Source organism: Coprobacillus sp., assembly GCF_984815275.1.
In genome coordinates this window covers 12643-28712 of the sequence record NZ_CFJNYH010000013.1, presented here as the reverse complement: position 1 = coordinate 28712, position 16070 = coordinate 12643, and the positions used below count along the sequence as shown (strand labels likewise).

Sequence of the window (16070 nt, the reverse complement as noted above, 5' to 3'; positions counted from 1 at the left end):
TCTTGATAGATATCTATCAGGTTATAATCTCTTAATCATTATCTAAATCTTCAGCATAATCATGTCCATCTTCTAGAATTTCTCCAACACGCATTCTTCTTTCCAGTTTCATTTTTTCAACATGTTGATGAAGAAGTTCTTTCACATCAAAAGGTGTTTTGATATTTCTGATTTCTAGAACAGGTGATGTTTTGTCAGATGATTGGACAATAATAGATCCAACACCAAAAATACGTTGTCCTAGCGTTTGAGAAACACTTAAATCACGGACGCGATAAAGTAATATTTCATCACTTTGTAGTCTGACCAATCCTTTATCAACAAAAAGGCGATCATCTGATAAAGAATAAGTTGTAAAGCTGATAGGCATACCAAGTATTCTTTTTTTATCTGACCAAAGTTTTTTGACATTTGTTTTCATATTCCTACCTCCATATATCGACATTATACAATGAATATAGAAATTTGTATAGATGTTATAAATTAGCAGTTTGATATTGACAGTGCTAAGAAAAAGGTATAAGATATCATTAGCACAGTTAATCAAAGAGTGCTAATTAAAGGAGATGTAAAAAATGGCAAAAAAGAAACAATTTAAAGCTGAGTCACAAAGATTATTAGACTTAATGATTAATTCTATTTATACGCATAAGGAAATCTTTCTTAGAGAATTGATTTCTAATGCAAGTGATGCTTCTGATAAATTATACTATAAAGCATTAACTGAAAATATCAGTGGTATTTCAAGAGAAGATTTGTCTATTCAAATTGTGATCAATAAAGATCATCGTATGCTGTCTATTATTGATCAAGGAATTGGGATGGATGCAAAAGAGTTGGAAGAACATTTAGGAACAATTGCGAATTCTGGTTCTTTTGAATTTAAAAATGCCTTAGAAAAGGGACAGGATGATGTTGATATTATTGGGCAATTTGGTGTTGGTTTCTATTCAGCATTTATGGTGGCTCATAAAGTCGAAGTGATTTCTAAAAAATATGGTGAAGATCAAGCTTATATTTGGGAATCAGATACAAGTGATGGTTATACTGTTAAAGAATGTGATTATCCACAACATGGGACAAGAATTAATTTGTTCTTAAAAGAAAATACAGATGATGAAAATTATGATCAATATTTAGATGAATATGAAATTCAAAGACTTGTTAAAAAATATTCTGATTATGTTCATTATCCAATTGAAATGGATATGACAACTTCTAAACAAAAAGAAGACAGTGATGAGTATGAACAAGTTGTTGAACATAAGACATTGAATTCTATGGTTCCATTATGGAAAAGACCAAAGAAAGATATTACAAAAGAAGATTATAATGAATTTTATCAAGATAAATTCAATGACTTCAATGAACCATTAAAAGTTATGCATAATAGTGTTGAGGGAACAATCTCATATGATTCATTATTATTCATTCCTTCAAAACCACCAATGAACTATTATTCTCAAGATTATGAAAAAGGTTTACAACTTTATTCACGTGGAGTCTTTATTATGGATAAAGCAAGTGATCTTGTTCCAGAACATTATAGATTTGTAAAAGGCTTAGTTGATTCACAAGATTTATCATTAAATATTTCTCGTGAAATGTTACAACACGATCGTCAATTAAAGTTAATTGCTGATAAAATTGAAAAACGTATTCAAAGTGAACTTGAAAAGATGTTAAAGAATGAAAGAGAAACATATGAAGAATTCTTTAAAAACTTTGGATTGCAATTGAAGTTTGGTATCTATAATAGTTATGGTATGCTCAAAGATAAATTACAAGATTTATTGTTGTTCTATAGTGCAAATGAAAAGAAACTCATCACTTTAAATGAATATGTTGAAGCTATGAAAGAAGAACAGAAAGAAATCTATTTTGCAAGTGGTGAAACAATTGAAAAGATTAATCATTTACCAACTGTAGAAATGGTTAAGGATAAAGGTTTTGATATCCTTTATTTGACTGATAATGTTGATGAGTTCTGTATTCAAATGTTAAGAGAATATAAAGAAAAAGCCTTTAAGAATATTAATCAAGGTGATTTGGATATTGAAAGTGAAGAAGAAAAGAAAGAACTTGAACAAGTCAATGAAGATAACAAAGATTTGTTAGAAACATTAAAAGAAGCACTAAAAGATCAAGTTCAAGATGTTAAGGTTTCTTCAAGATTAAAAACACATCCAGTATGTTTAGTAAGTGGTGAAGGTGTTTCATTTGAAATGGAAAAAGTATTGAGCCAAATGCCAGATGCTCAAGGTGTTAAAGCAGGAAGAATTCTTGAAATTAATCCTAATCATCAAATCTTTACAGCTTTACAGTCAGTTTTTGATAAAGATAAAGAAAAGATTAAGGATTATGCATCGTTGTTATATGATCAGGCTTTATTAATTGAAGGATTTAGTATTGATGATCCTGTGGGATTCTCTAATAAAGTTTGTGATTTAATGGTTGAAGCTAATAAATAATAAAAAGATAGTATATCAATTTTGATATACTGTTTTTTTATGTTAAAATAAGAAAAAGGGAGAAAAATATGGGAAAGAAAATTGTGATTGTTTTCAGTGTTTTAATCATGTTATGGGGATGTCAAGCATCACATTTCAGTGTTTCATATGAAGATACATACAAACAATTAGAAAATCTAAATATCACGATGGGAATGATACCTAGTCATCAACCTAATATGTTTTTACGACAAGAGGAAATACAGTGGGATATTTTTATGGATGAAGATTATCAAGTTGTTTTTCTGGGAAGTTCTGAGGGGTATATAGTTTATGATGAATCTGGTTATCATGATAATTCATCTTTCAATAGTTTTCTTGAGTCTATTGGATTAACTGAAGAGGAATTGCTTGATTTTACTAAACAGTTTTATGAGATCAATATAAAAAAAGCATTAAGAGGGTAAGGAGGATATAGTTATGCAATTGAATGATGTTTTAAAGCAAAGAAGGAGTATAAGGAAGTATAAAAAGCAATTTGTTTGTATTGATGATATTCATCAAATGATAGAAGCTGCTATTTTAGCACCATCATGGAAGAATTCCCAAGTGACACGTTATTATATTGTGGAGGGTGAAATAATGTTGGAGAAAATAAAAAACACATTGCCTGAATTTAATTTTGACAATGTTAAGAATGCACCAGTTCTTATTATATCAACTATTATACTCAATCGTTCAGGATACGAAAGAGATGGAACACCTAGTAATGAATTAGGAAATGGTTGGGGGTATTATGATTGTGGTTTACAAAACATGAATTTATTGTTAAAGGCAACAGAGTTAGGGTTATCAACACTTGTGATGGGAATAAGGGATGCCAAACAAATCAAAGATTTTCTAAGCATTCCAGAAAATGAAGGTGTTGTGAGTGTTATTGCTGTAGGATATGGAGATATTGAACCAGATATGCCTCAACGAAAAACATTTGAAGAAATTACGAGAATATATGAAAAATAGAAGACGAGTGTCTTCTATTTTAATTCATCTGGCATTAATGAATATATGCAATCATCATAAATGATATCTTTATAACCTTTTATCCCTTTTCTTAAAGTTCCTTCGTGAACAAATCCGAGTTTTTTAAGAAGGACTTGAGAAGCAGTGTTTCCACCAAAGTGACGAGCAACAATGATTTCAACATCAGTTTTAAATAAGACTTTTAAAAAATGATGTAAAGCTTCATACATATAGCCTTTTCTTGCAAAGGCTTCATCAAGATAATAGGATATTGTAATAGAAGATATTCCATGACGCAGATTATCAGGATGTGTTGATATTTCTCCAATAATTTGATGAGTATCTTTGAGTTCTAAAATGAACATATCTTTATTGTTGTTTTGAATTTCTTGGGTAAGAACTTCTGGTGTAGGTGTTTTCATAGCATTATACATTTGAACAAATTCACTACTGCGTATTTGACAAAGTGCTAAATTGTCTTCTGATTTGACAGGACGAATGATTAATCTTTCTGTTTCAATAGTATGCATAGAATATCTCCTTTGTTATTGATAGAATTGTATGATTTGATAAAGTTGTTGTGTTGATAATTGAAAACTGAATGATACAATAATGACACTTTTTTCTTTTTGAAAAATTAAAGTTGTTAAAGTGTCTTCATGATAACCATAAATAATGTTTTCTTTAACCTCTATACGTGTACATAAATATTGATCAGGGTGATCAATGAAATTTTTAAAAAGTTCTTTACTCTTTGTTGGGGAGTTTAATTGATATTCCTTTGTGAGGAGAATAGTCTCATCATTTGTCATTTCTAAAGCTGAATAATAATGTGGGACTGTGAAGCTTGAATGTTTTTTTGTTTGAATTGTGCTTTTTCCTGAAATGCCTAGCTTCTCTAAAGTGATGATAGGATGTTCTTTAAGTGTATAACTTCTGGCATTAAAAATATCTTCTACCAAACCACCAGCAAAACATGATAAAGAAATCATTGCACAAATAATATATATCAGACGCCATTTTTTTAGCCTAGAGAAAGACTGTCTAATATTTTTAAATAATTGATTGTAACTAGAAAAACCTATCATTTGTCTATAAAAAAGTGTCAATAAACCTAAAAAGATACCTATGTATACAAATGTGATTCCATATGTTAACCAACTATCAATTGTGGCTGTTTTCATGACAAGAAAAGATAGAAAACAGATTAAAAATAAGAAAAGCATTGAAAGAAATATTGTCTTTATTCGTTGTGATGAAATAATAGTTTCTAAATTATCATAATGACGTTCTTTTGTATCGCATTCTTTTTGACCTTTAAAAACATACATTCCTCTTTTAGAATAAATAGGTTGATAATCTCTTTCTATATAATAATTCAAGAAATGATTGCGATTTTCCATTTTTTCAAATCTTGATTTCCCTTCGCTTTTATAGAAATCGATTTTATAATAAACAGGTTGCTTCACTTTTTTGAAAAGCGATATAAAAGATAAATCCTGACATGAAAAACCTTCTTGACCAAGTTTATCTAAAGTTTTTTGAAATAATTCATATTCATAAGGCTGATAATTAATAATTTTAATTTTATACATAATGACTTTCCTTTCTGTGTTATTATAACAAACTTAATGACAGATGTCTAATTTGTCATATTATGTTAAGATTATCTTAAGAAAAGGTTAAAGAAATGTAAATTATTTGTTTTCAATCAGATATTTATATAGTATAATACGTTTGTAACTTTGTAGAAAAATGGCAAATACAAGGAGGTCATTTATGGATTTGACGTTAGCATTCTCGCTAATGGGTGGGTTAGGAATGTTCTTATATGGGATGAAATTAATGAGCGATTCCCTAGCAAATGTAGCGGGAGCCAAATTACGTAATATACTAGAAAAGATGACAAAGAATACTTTTATAGGTATGATTGTAGGAATGATTTTTACTGCTATTGTACAGTCATCTTCAGCAACAACTGTGCTCGTTGTGAGTTTTGTGAATGCTGGATTAATGAATTTGTATCAAGCGACTGGAATTATTATGGGGGCCAACATTGGAACCACAATTACAGGACAGTTAATCGCTTTTAATTTATCTGATATTGCTCCTTTGTTTGTTTTGGCTGGTGTAATCATGTTGATGTCATCTAAGAAGCCAAATATCCAAAAAATAGGTGAGGTCATTCTTGGTTTTGGTATTTTGTTTGTTGGATTGTCATCCATGTCAGCGGCTATGTCAACATTAAAGGATTCACCAGTAATAGTTAATGCTTTATCGACATTGACAAATCCATTGATTGCAATTTTCATTGGGTTTGCAATTACTGCTGTACTGCAATCATCTTCAGCTACTGTAGGAATAGTTATATTGTTAGCATCTCAAGGTCTTTTACAATTTAATATCTGTTTTTATATTATTTTAGGATGTAATATGGGATCGTGTGTATCTGCTTTGATTGCAAGTTTGGGTGGTAAGAAAAATGCCAAACGTGCTGCTTACATACATTTCTTATTCAATGTTTTTGGTTCATTAGCCATTGTCATTGTTTTACAGTTATTTATGTCTCAGATAGAATATGGAATTATGGCATTAACAAATTCGCAAAATTTAACTGGCGCTGCATTGAATGAGGCAATGGCTAGAAATGTTGCCAATGCACATACAATCTTTAAGGTTTTCCAAGTTATCATTTTATATCCATTTGCGAAATGGATTGTGAAAGCAACATATGTACTTGTTCCAGGTGATGATGAAAGCAAGGGATTCTCATTACAGTATATTAGTGAAAAAGTCGGTTTTTCAGCGACAACTGCTATCCCACAAGTTATTCATGAGGTTGAACGTATGGCTGAACTCTCAAGAAAGAATTTGAATTTAGCTGTTAATTCCTTATTGGATGTAGATACTTCGACTCAGGATGAGATTACAAAGAATGAAGAACATATCGATTATTTAAATCATGCCATTTTTGAATATTTAAATCATATTAATCAATCACCTTTACCTGAAGAAGATTCAAGAATGATTGGTCCTTTGTTCCACGTCATTGCTGATATTGAAAGAATTGGCGATCATGCAAGATCAATTGGTAACATTACCTTGACTTGTGAACGCAAGAAGTATCGTTTTACACATGAGCATAAGGTAGAAATTAGAGAACTATTAACTATGGTTAATTCTGAATTAGAATTAAGTTTAGAAATGTTCACTCAGAAATCTTTAGATCATTTAAATGAAATATTAAAATTAGAAGAATTAATTGATAGAAAAGAAGATAGATTACAAAAAGCTTATTTAACAGATATAAAAAGAAAAGAAACTGCACCACGAGAAGGAATGCTTTATTCTGATTTAGCAGCTGCTTTAGAAAGAGTTGGCGATCATGCGACAAACATTGCTTTCTCAATATTAAATGATGATAGTGAAGAAATTAACAGATTAATAGAAGAAGAACATGTTGATCCTTCTGATTATATTTTATAGGCCTATAATTGTAGGCTTTTTCAATGGACGAGGATTTGAAAATGATGTACAATATCAACATGAATAAAGGGGGAAAATGAAAATGAAGGGAAGATTTAGAAAGTTTTTATCATATTATAAGCCATATAAAAAGTTGTTTTTTACAGATATGTTCTGTGCTATGGTAGCGGCAGCTATTACTTTGGTTTTTCCAATGCTTACCCGTTATATTACAGGAGTTATATTGATTGAAAGTCCAATTGATTTAAAAATTATTTATCAATTGGGATTGATTATGGTTGTTTTGGTCATTATTGAATTCTTTTGTAATTTCTATGTAGCTTATCAAGGGCATGTTATGGGGACATATATGGAAAGAGATATCCGTAATGAATTGTTTGAGCATTATCAAAAATTATCTTTCAGTTTCTATGATGAACAAAAGACAGGACAATTAATGTCTCGTATCACAAATGATATCTTTTCACTGACTGAACTTTATCATCATGGTCCAGAAGATATTGTGATTTCATTAATTAAATTTGTTGGAGCTTTTGTTATTTTATCTACAATCAATTTACAATTAACGTTAATTGTATTTGCATTTATTCCTGTTATGGGTGGATTTGCATTATACTATAACAAAAAAATGAAAAAAGCATTTAAGAGAAATAAACAAAGAATTGGTGATATTAATGCTCGTATAGAAGATAATTTATCAGGTATTCGTGTTGTCAAAAGCTTTGCTAATGAGTCTAAGGAAATGGATAAATTTCAAGTTGAAAATACAAACTTTGTTAACAGTAAACGCAATAGTTATTTATATATGGCGAAATATCATTCTGGATTAGGTGTTTTTACGAGTTTGATTACAGTTGCAGTGATTTTCTTTGGAGCGCTGTTTATTAGTCAAGAATTGATTACAACACCAGATTTAATAGCTTTTGTCTTATATATTGCGAATTTAATTGAACCAGTAAAGAAATTAATTAATTTTACTGAACAGTTCCAAGAGGGGGCAACTGGATTTGAACGTTTTATGGAAATCTTAGAAATTCAACCAGATATTCAAGATCATAAAGATGCTGTTGAGTTAAAGGATGTTCAAGGTCATATTGAATTTCATGATGTTGGATTCAGATATAATGAAAAGAATGATTATGTTTTTCAACATATCAGCCTTGATGTGAAACCAGCTGATTATATTGCTTTGGTAGGTTCATCAGGAGTAGGAAAGACAACAATATGTTCTTTATTGCCTCGTTTCTATGAGGTGAGTGAAGGGGCTATTACGATAGATGGCAAAGATATCAGAGAAGTCAAACTAGCATCATTAAGAGAAAATATTGGAATTGTTCAACAAGATGTTTACTTGTTTGCTGGAACCATTATGGACAATATTCGTTATGGAAAATTCGGTGCAACTGATGAAGAGGTTATTGAAGCTGCTAAACAAGCCAATGCGCATGATTTTATTATGGAATTGCCTGAAGGATACGATACAGATTGTGGTCAAAGGGGAGTTAAATTATCAGGTGGACAAAAACAAAGATTGTCAATTGCTAGAGTTTTCTTAAAAAATCCACCGATATTAATTTTTGATGAAGCAACCAGTGCTTTAGATAATGAAAGTGAACATATTGTTCAAGAATCATTAGAATCATTAGCTAAAAATCGTACAACATTTGTTATTGCGCATCGTTTATCAACGATTAAAAATGCTAAAAGAATTTGTGTCTTAACTGAAAAAGGAATTGAAGAAGAGGGGACACATGAAGAATTGTTAGAACGTCAAGGTCAATATGCTTATTTATATAATATGCAGTTTAAAGATCAATAAATAAGAGTATTTGAAGAGGAAGTCAGGAAAAGAAAATTGTTTTAAGACTTTTTGAAGATAATTTTCCATACCTGTTATGACTTGATCTATGTTTGAATATTATGCATTATATTTTTGTGATAAGTGTCTTTTGTTATAAATGATAAAATGAAATTTATATAAAAAATCATATCACTTGGATATGATTTTTTTATTGATTTCCATAACACTGTGTTGGAATTAGTTCTTCTTCAATACGTAACAATTGATTGTATTTTGCAATACGTTCACTTCTTGACATGGAACCAGTTTTGATGTAACCAGCATTTGTAGCAACTGCGAGATCAGCAATAAATGTATCTTCAGTTTCTCCAGAACGATGAGAAACAATAACTTTGTATTGATGTTGTTTGGCTAATTCAATCGCATCTAACGTCTCTGTTAAAGTTCCTATTTGATTGACTTTAATTAAAATCGCATTCGCAATGTTTTCATCAATACCCATTTGTAAACGTTGTTTATTTGTGACAAATAAATCATCACCAACAAGCATAATAGATGATAAATGCTTTGTAAGAGCCATCCAACCTTCTTGATCGTCTTGATCTAAACCATCTTCAATTGAAATGATGGGATAATGACTGCATAAATTTTGATAATATGTTACCAATTCACTAGAAGTGTAATTTTTACCTTGCATATGATAAAAACCGTCATGATAGAATTCACTGGCCGCAACATCTAAAGCAATACAAATATCATCTTTAGCTTTATATCCAGCATTTTGAATGGCCTCAACAATTAATTTTAATGCTTCATCATTGTCTTCTAACATTGGTGCAAAGCCACCTTCATCACCAACAGAGGTATTTAAGCCTTTGTTTTTTAAAATCTTTTTGAGATGATGGAAAACAGTTGAACCCATTTCGATAGCCTGCTGGATACTATGAGCACCAACAGGAACAATCATAAACTCTTGGAAGTCTAATGGGTTATCAGCATGAGCGCCACCATTAATTATATTCATCATTGGAATTGGTAAAACATGAGCATTGCAACCACCAATATATTGATAAAGTGGCATATCATAATAATTACTTGCACAAGTTGCACAAGCTAAAGAAACCCCTAATATAGCATTCGCACCTAGCTTTGATTTGTTTTGAGTTCCATCTAATTTGATTAATTCTTCATCGATTAATCTCTGATTTGTGACATCATAACCTAGAAGATGATCTTGAATGAGATCATTCACATGATTAACAGCTTTAAAAACACTTTTTCCTAAATAACAATCTTTTTGTTCATCTCTTAATTCATGAGCTTCATAAATTCCTGTAGAAGCACCAGAGGGAACAATGGCTTTCCCTTTAGCACCACTTTCAGTATAAACTTCTACTTCAATTGTTGGGAAACCTCTTGAATCTAAAACTTGTCTAGCAAACATATTTGTAATATATGGCATATACTTTCACTCCTTTTTGAATAGGGTGGGCAAAATAAAAGAAATTATTCATTTTCATATGATAATCAAATTATCTTTTTTAAATCAGTGATTTGTATATTTTTTTGTGGTTATTCAATAATAGATGAATAAGAGATTGACAAAGAATATATTATTCAAATAAGAAAAGTTATGTTATAATAAATAAAGAAATGAGGGATAGTTATGATTGTTATCTATATTATTGGAGGACTTTTCGCTCTTATCTTAGCAGTATATTTTTTAGATAAAAGAGAAAAGATGACTCATGAAATTAAAGAAATTAAAGAATATCGTCATGATATTGAAGAAACAAATAGACAGTTAGATGAAGTCCAAGAACAATTGGATATGATGCACGAACCATTATCCAAATTAAATGATATTTCTAAGAAGATTTTAAGTCATATGAAGTAGGTGGTGGGCATGAAGAAGAGATTAAGTGATGAATATTTAAATGAAGTTAATGTACAATCATTAGAGCCGTATAATCATACTATCGTTTTAGAAGAATATAACGATTCTTGGCCAATTGTTTATAAGTATGAAGAAAAACGCTTGTTAACAATTCTTGGTGACAAAATAAAATGCATAGAGCATGTTGGGTCAACATCAGTACCAGGTTTGTGCGCTAAGCCTATTATTGATATTCTCATGGTTGTGGATGATTCTTCTAGCGAAGATGATTATATTCCAGAACTTTTAAGTGCAGGTTATTGGCTAAAAATTAGAGAGCCAGAATGGTTTGAACATCGCATGCTTAAGGGGCCAGATACTGATATTAATTTGCATGTTTTTAGTCAAGGAGCAAGTGAAATTGATAAGATGCTGCTGTTTAGAAATTGGCTGCGTGAAAATGATGCTGATAGAGAATTGTATGCTGATACAAAGCGTCAGTTGGCAAAGCAGATTTGGAAATATGTTCAAAACTATGCAGATGCTAAGAGTCAGGTTGTTTTAGAAATCATGGAACGAGCATCAACAAAATAATATAAACACTAACAGTAAAGAGTTTGCTCTTTGCTGTTAGTGTTTATGCATAATGGGATGATAAATACTGCCGTTTGTTATAGAAAATGTGAAAATTGCCCTTGTTATAGTTCGAGAGGCTAAAATCAAGGGTAATTATTGAAATTTTAAATCTTTAAAAACATATTATTTTAGTTACTAATTATCATAGGCTGCTATTTGGCTTCTAATATTTTTTTAATAACTTCTGATAATTGCTTAGGGTTTTCAACCATAATCATATGACAGGAATTGTGGATAAACACCAAATTTAGGTTGCTTAAGGTTTGGGGTGATAAATTTAAATCTTGAATTTTATTTGGATATTCAGGCATGCCTCTATCCCCATATATAGCGTAAATATTCTGTGGGATTTCATTAACTAAATTGGTATAATCAAAATCAACTTGAATTGATTCCAATAATTCATCAGTATAGAATCTTCGTTCTTTATTTAATATTTGTAGAATACTTACGCCATATTTTTCCATGTTTTTTTGTGTCATCAAATTTCTATAAAATTTATTAGCGGGCTTTAGATTTGTATCTAGATAAATTAATTTATCAACTTTCATTTTGTATTTTGTGATTAATTGCATTGCAATTATTCCTCCAAGACTATGACCTATAATAGCATCATAGTGATGCTGATTATAATTTTTATAGACCCATTCAGTTATATCATCAACTTTTTTTGCGGTTGAAGTTATTTCATGAGGATATTCAACATAATCTATTTCGAAATTTTTGAAGTAAGGGACTATATGATTCCATACATCTTTCGTACAATTAACACCATAAAGCATCATCAATCTCATGACTCATTTCCTCCTATGAATTCTCGTTTGCCATCATATAAAAAAGTTTAAAAAGTATTTAAACACAAACGATATTGATAGGGTAATTATATACCTGTTCAATAACATTGGCAATTGAAAGAGAAAGTTATTTTTTTGAGTAATGAAAGTTTTTATGTTGTTTTATGAATATGATCTTTATCATAAGCCTATTTGTTTAAACAGATAGGCTTATGCATTCATTTTGAGAAAATAGATGTTTTCTATATTAATGAACAGTCCTAAGTATTGTATTTTAAGAGATGGCATGATTAATTGCCTTTGTTTTTAATGTTGAAAATTAAAATTAAGTATTGACAATTGCAGACAATTCGTTATAATACAGTTAAATATAAAAACTCAATGAAAAAGAGAGTAGTTTAAGGAAGTATCAAGCGAGCTAACGTTGGTGTGAGGTTAGTATACTGATTTAGATGAACCGCACTTTGGAGAGCAATATCTGAATTGAGTAGGATAATGAGTCAGTCTGCTTTAAAGACAAGAGGGGATATATCTTTGATATATCAACAAGAGTGGTACCGCGGAATCTTTCGTCTCTTAGTTTAAAACTAAGAGGCGTTTTTTTATTAGGGAGGTTGAGTTTATGAGGATGAGTCTATTGCGGTAGGTGAAACTATTCATTTATCAAGGTAAACAAATAAGACAAGAAAGAAGAGGGAAGAACTATGAAAAAGATATTAAAAGTGATGTTAGTTATTATGATGGCAGTTATGGTGACTGCTTGTGGTGGTGGAGACAATACTGATAGTGGCGATAAAAAAGAAACAAAATTATTGATTGGGATTTCGCCTGATTATCCACCATATGAATCTTTAAATACAAAGAATGAAATGGAAGGTTTTGATATTGATATGACTAAAGAATTGGTAGATATCATGAATAAAAATGGTGGGAATTATTCTTATGAATTTAAACAAATGTCATTTGAGTCAATTCGTTCAAGTGTTGAAACAGATCAAGTTGATTTAGGAATTTCTGGATTTACGAAACATGATGAATGGGATGTTGAATGGTCACATAAATACAACGATTCAAAACAAGTTGCTTTAATTGCTGGTGATAGTAATATTAAGACAGCTGCTGATTTAGAAGGTAAAAAAGTAGGGGCTCAAGTAGGAGCAACTGGTGAAACTTGTGCTAAAGATATTAAAAATGCTGATGTAAAAGCAGTTACAGATGTAAAAGTATTGGTTGAAACTTTAAGAACTGGTGGAGTAGATGCAGTTATTTTAGATTATGCAGTGGCTAAGAACTATGTTGATAATTCAGGATTTAAAATGATTGATCAAGCTTTATTGGAAGAAGAAAACTTAATTATTTCTAAAAAAGGAAATACTGAATTAATGAATGCTGTTAATAAAGCATTAGATGAATTTGTTGGTTCGGATAAATATAATGAATTAAAAGAAAAATGGGGAGCATAGGAATATAGATGGATGTACTTACAAAGTTTTTAACTCAGGACAATTTAATATTTATGCTTCAAGGAGCAGGGTTGTCCTTGTTACTTGCGGCGATAGCTGTATGCTTAGGATTGATTTTAGGAACTTTAGGTGCTGCTGCAAAACTTTCTAAGTATAAAATATTACGTATTTTAGGAAATGTTTATGTTGAAGTTATCAGAGGAACACCAATGCTACTTCAAATCTTATTCTTTTATTTGGCTGTTCCATTGATTATTCAATCAATCACTGGAGAAAGGTTTAATGCTGATCCATTTATTTGTGGTTTAATTGCATTAAGTATCAATAGTGGTGCTTATTCAACAGAACTGATTAGAAGTGGAATTCAAGGTGTTGATAAAGGACAGTGGGAAGCATGTGAGACAATTGGGATGAATTATATTCAGACTATGCGTCATGTTATTTTACCACAAGCTTTTAAAAGAATTGTTCCACCAATCGTTAGTGAATTTATTACGCTGATTAAGGATTCATCTTTAATCAGTTGTATTGGTGTGAGTGAATTGTTATTAAGAACACAAGTAATGGGAGCAAATTACTCTAATTATCTTGTTCCACTTGTGACTGCTGGATGTATGTATTTGGCTATGACATTAACAGTTTCATATTTTGCAAGAAGACTAGAAAGGAAGTTGGCTGCCAGTGATTAAAGTAGAAAATATGACAAAACAATTCAATAGTTTAAAAGCAGTTGATGACGTTTCTTTAGAAATTAAAAAAGGTGAGATTGTTTGTTTAATTGGACCATCTGGTTCAGGGAAAAGTACTGTTTTAAGATGTATTCATGGTTTAGAGAAGCCAGAAAAAGGGGCTGTTTACTTAAATGATCAATTATTAGACCCTAAAGAAGAACATTATCGTGAATTAAGAAATAAAATGGGATTTGTCTTTCAGCACTTCAATTTATTTCCCAATATGACAGTGTTAGAAAATTTAACTTTAGCACCAATTCAAGTTATGAAAAAATCAAAAGAAGAAGCGAAAGAGATTGCTTGCCAATATTTAAAAAGAGTTGGCTTATTGGATAAGAAAGACGAGTATCCAAACAAGTTATCAGGTGGACAAAAACAACGTGTAGCAATTGCGAGAAGTTTGTGTATGAATCCTGAGATTATGTTATTTGATGAACCTACAAGTGCTCTGGATCCAGAGATGGTTATTGAAGTTTTAGAAGTTATGCAGGAACTAGCAAAAGAAGGAATGACAATGGTTGTTGTTACACATGAAATGGGATTTGCTAGGACAGTTGCTGATCGTGTTATCTTCTTAGAAGATGGTAAGATTATTGAGGAAAATAGTTCAAAAGCATTCTTTTCTCAGCCCAAAACAGAAAGAGCCCAAGACTTCTTGAATAAGGTCATGCATTAATGAAAATTGCAGAGTTTGAAGTTGAAACTTGGATGACAGATCATGAAAATCATTGTCGATATAATTTGACAGAGACATGTGTGTCATCCTTGTCTTTAAATGACCTTCAAAAATATGTTCAAGAAGATATTTCTAAAACAATAATGTCAATGACCTTGGACTATGGTCCAATAGTTGGGTCATCTCGTCTTAAACAAGCTATTTTGTCTTTATATGAAACAGGTACTGTAGAGAATATTACCATCGCACATGGTGCAATCAATGCTAATGAGTTGGTTATGATATCATTGCTAGAACCGGGCGACCATATTGTCAGTCTATTTCCATCTTATCAACAAATGTACGACTTTCCTAAATCATTGGGCTGTGAAGTGTCTTTGATTCATTTATCTGAAGAAAAAAAATGGATGCCAACAATTGAAGATTTTAAACAATGTATGAGAAATAATACAAAGATGATTTGTTTAAATTCACCTAATAATCCAACGGGAACAACACTGCCATTATCATTTATGAAAGAACTTATCACTTTGGCTAAGGATTTTGATTGTTATATTTTGTGTGATGAAATTTATCGGGGTGTCAATACCATTACCCAAACTATGTCTCCTTCATTTAGTGATTATTATGAGAAAGCTATCGTGACACAGAGTCTATCAAAAGTCTTTTCATTTCCTGGGCTTCGCTTAGGTTGGATAAAAGGTTCTAAAGAGGTTGTTCACACAATTGATATGCGTAGAGATTATCATATTATTAGTAGTGGACCAATGGACGATTATCTTGCATGTCTTGTTCTTGAAAACAAAGAGCATATTATCAAGAGAAGTCTTTATATTTGTGATGAAAGTAAAAAAATATTAAAATCATGGTTAGAACAAGAGCATTTGGTGTCTTGTGTTATTCCTGATGAAGGAACAGTTTGTTTCTTGAAATATGAAGTTGATATGCCATCTATTGAATTCTGTGAAAAATTACAGGCAGAAACAGGTATATTCTTTGTTCCAGGAAGTGCGTTTGGAGTGGAAAATCATTTACGATTTGGATTGACTCATTTAAATGAGATTAAAGAAGGATTACCATTGTTTTCACAATGGTTAAGACAATTTGATAAATAGTTAAAGGAGGATGAAATAATCC

16 protein-coding genes and 1 other annotated feature are annotated in these 16070 nt (G+C 30.8%); of the genes, 11 read left to right on the top strand and 5 right to left on the bottom strand.

The genetic code is table 11. From position 1 onward, the window contains the following. Positions 1-31: 31 nt before the first annotated feature. A complete protein-coding gene (locus AC5M21_RS06175; RefSeq protein ID WP_008789848.1) occupies positions 32-421 on the bottom strand; it encodes a PH domain-containing protein in 390 nt (129 codons plus the stop codon). 154 nt (positions 422-575) lie between these two features. Between AC5M21_RS06175 and htpG the strand changes: the two genes are divergently transcribed. From htpG to AC5M21_RS06160, 3 genes are all read left to right on the top strand, one after another. After that, positions 576-2471, top strand: coding sequence for a molecular chaperone HtpG (gene htpG / locus AC5M21_RS06170; RefSeq protein ID WP_008789847.1), 1896 nt, complete (start codon positions 576-578; stop codon positions 2469-2471). Between the two features lie 68 nt (positions 2472-2539). Further along, entirely contained in the window at positions 2540-2917 is a 378-nt protein-coding gene (locus tag AC5M21_RS06165) for a hypothetical protein (RefSeq protein WP_008789846.1), read from the top strand. 13 nt (positions 2918-2930) lie between these two features. After that, positions 2931-3470 carry a nitroreductase family protein gene (locus AC5M21_RS06160; protein ID WP_008789845.1) on the top strand — a complete coding sequence of 180 codons (540 nt, stop codon included), beginning with the start codon at positions 2931-2933 and terminating at the stop codon, positions 3468-3470. Positions 3471-3484: 14 nt separating this feature from the next. On the opposite strand, the gene AC5M21_RS06155 is transcribed toward AC5M21_RS06160, so the two are convergent. Continuing rightward, on the bottom strand, positions 3485-4000 hold the full coding sequence (locus AC5M21_RS06155; RefSeq protein ID WP_008789844.1) for a GNAT family N-acetyltransferase: 516 nt from the start codon (positions 3998-4000) through the stop codon (positions 3485-3487). 15 nt (positions 4001-4015) lie between these two features. Beyond that, positions 4016-5065, bottom strand: a complete 1050-nt coding sequence (locus AC5M21_RS06150) for a hypothetical protein (protein ID WP_008789843.1) — start codon at positions 5063-5065, stop codon at positions 4016-4018. A 184-nt stretch (positions 5066-5249) separates the two neighbouring features. Between AC5M21_RS06150 and AC5M21_RS06145 the strand changes: the two genes are divergently transcribed. Both AC5M21_RS06145 and AC5M21_RS06140 read left to right on the top strand, forming a co-directional pair. After that, a complete protein-coding gene (locus tag AC5M21_RS06145) occupies positions 5250-6956 on the top strand; it encodes a Na/Pi cotransporter family protein (protein WP_008789842.1) in 1707 nt (568 codons plus the stop codon). A gap of 82 nt (positions 6957-7038) precedes the next feature. Continuing rightward, positions 7039-8775, top strand: coding sequence for an ABC transporter ATP-binding protein (locus AC5M21_RS06140; RefSeq protein WP_017143762.1), 1737 nt, complete (start codon positions 7039-7041; stop codon positions 8773-8775). A gap of 190 nt (positions 8776-8965) precedes the next feature. Here AC5M21_RS06140 and eno read toward each other — a convergent pair whose 3' ends face one another. Continuing rightward, complete coding sequence (gene eno, locus AC5M21_RS06135; RefSeq protein WP_008789840.1) at positions 8966-10219, bottom strand: phosphopyruvate hydratase; 1254 nt, start codon at positions 10217-10219, stop codon at positions 8966-8968. Between the two features lie 204 nt (positions 10220-10423). Here eno and AC5M21_RS06130 point away from each other — a divergent pair, with 204 nt between their 5' ends. Together AC5M21_RS06130 and AC5M21_RS06125 are read left to right on the top strand one after the other, a co-directional pair. After that, positions 10424-10654 carry a hypothetical protein gene (locus AC5M21_RS06130; RefSeq protein WP_008789839.1) on the top strand — a complete coding sequence of 77 codons (231 nt, stop codon included), beginning with the start codon at positions 10424-10426 and terminating at the stop codon, positions 10652-10654. A 9-nt stretch (positions 10655-10663) separates the two neighbouring features. After that, positions 10664-11227 (top strand): GrpB family protein, encoded by a 564-nt coding sequence (locus AC5M21_RS06125; RefSeq protein ID WP_017143761.1) that lies wholly within the window; start codon positions 10664-10666, stop codon positions 11225-11227. Between the two features lie 194 nt (positions 11228-11421). Here the strand turns inward: AC5M21_RS06125 and AC5M21_RS06120 are convergent, their stop codons facing one another. Then, positions 11422-12063, bottom strand: coding sequence for an alpha/beta hydrolase (locus AC5M21_RS06120; RefSeq protein ID WP_008789837.1), 642 nt, complete (start codon positions 12061-12063; stop codon positions 11422-11424). 372 nt (positions 12064-12435) lie between these two features. Further along, positions 12436-12643 (top strand) — a binding site (T-box leader). Positions 12644-12767: 124 nt separating this feature from the next. Here AC5M21_RS06120 and AC5M21_RS06115 point away from each other — a divergent pair. Genes AC5M21_RS06115 through AC5M21_RS06100 form a run of 4 tightly spaced genes read left to right on the top strand, consistent with a single transcriptional unit; the run spans position 12768 to position 16048 of the window. Continuing rightward, entirely contained in the window at positions 12768-13526 is a 759-nt protein-coding gene (locus AC5M21_RS06115; RefSeq protein WP_008789836.1) for a transporter substrate-binding domain-containing protein, read from the top strand. A gap of 8 nt (positions 13527-13534) precedes the next feature. Beyond that, positions 13535-14215: an amino acid ABC transporter permease gene (locus tag AC5M21_RS06110; RefSeq protein ID WP_008789835.1), complete on the top strand. Its 681-nt coding sequence runs from the start codon at positions 13535-13537 to the stop codon at positions 14213-14215. After that, positions 14208-14933 (top strand): amino acid ABC transporter ATP-binding protein, encoded by a 726-nt coding sequence (locus AC5M21_RS06105; protein ID WP_008789834.1) that lies wholly within the window; start codon positions 14208-14210, stop codon positions 14931-14933. Before AC5M21_RS06110 ends, AC5M21_RS06105 begins: the two co-directional genes overlap by 8 nt. Further along, on the top strand, positions 14933-16048 hold the full coding sequence (locus AC5M21_RS06100) for an aminotransferase class I/II-fold pyridoxal phosphate-dependent enzyme (RefSeq protein ID WP_008789833.1): 1116 nt from the start codon (positions 14933-14935) through the stop codon (positions 16046-16048). Before AC5M21_RS06105 ends, AC5M21_RS06100 begins: the two co-directional genes overlap by 1 nt. Positions 16049-16070 lie beyond the last annotated feature (22 nt).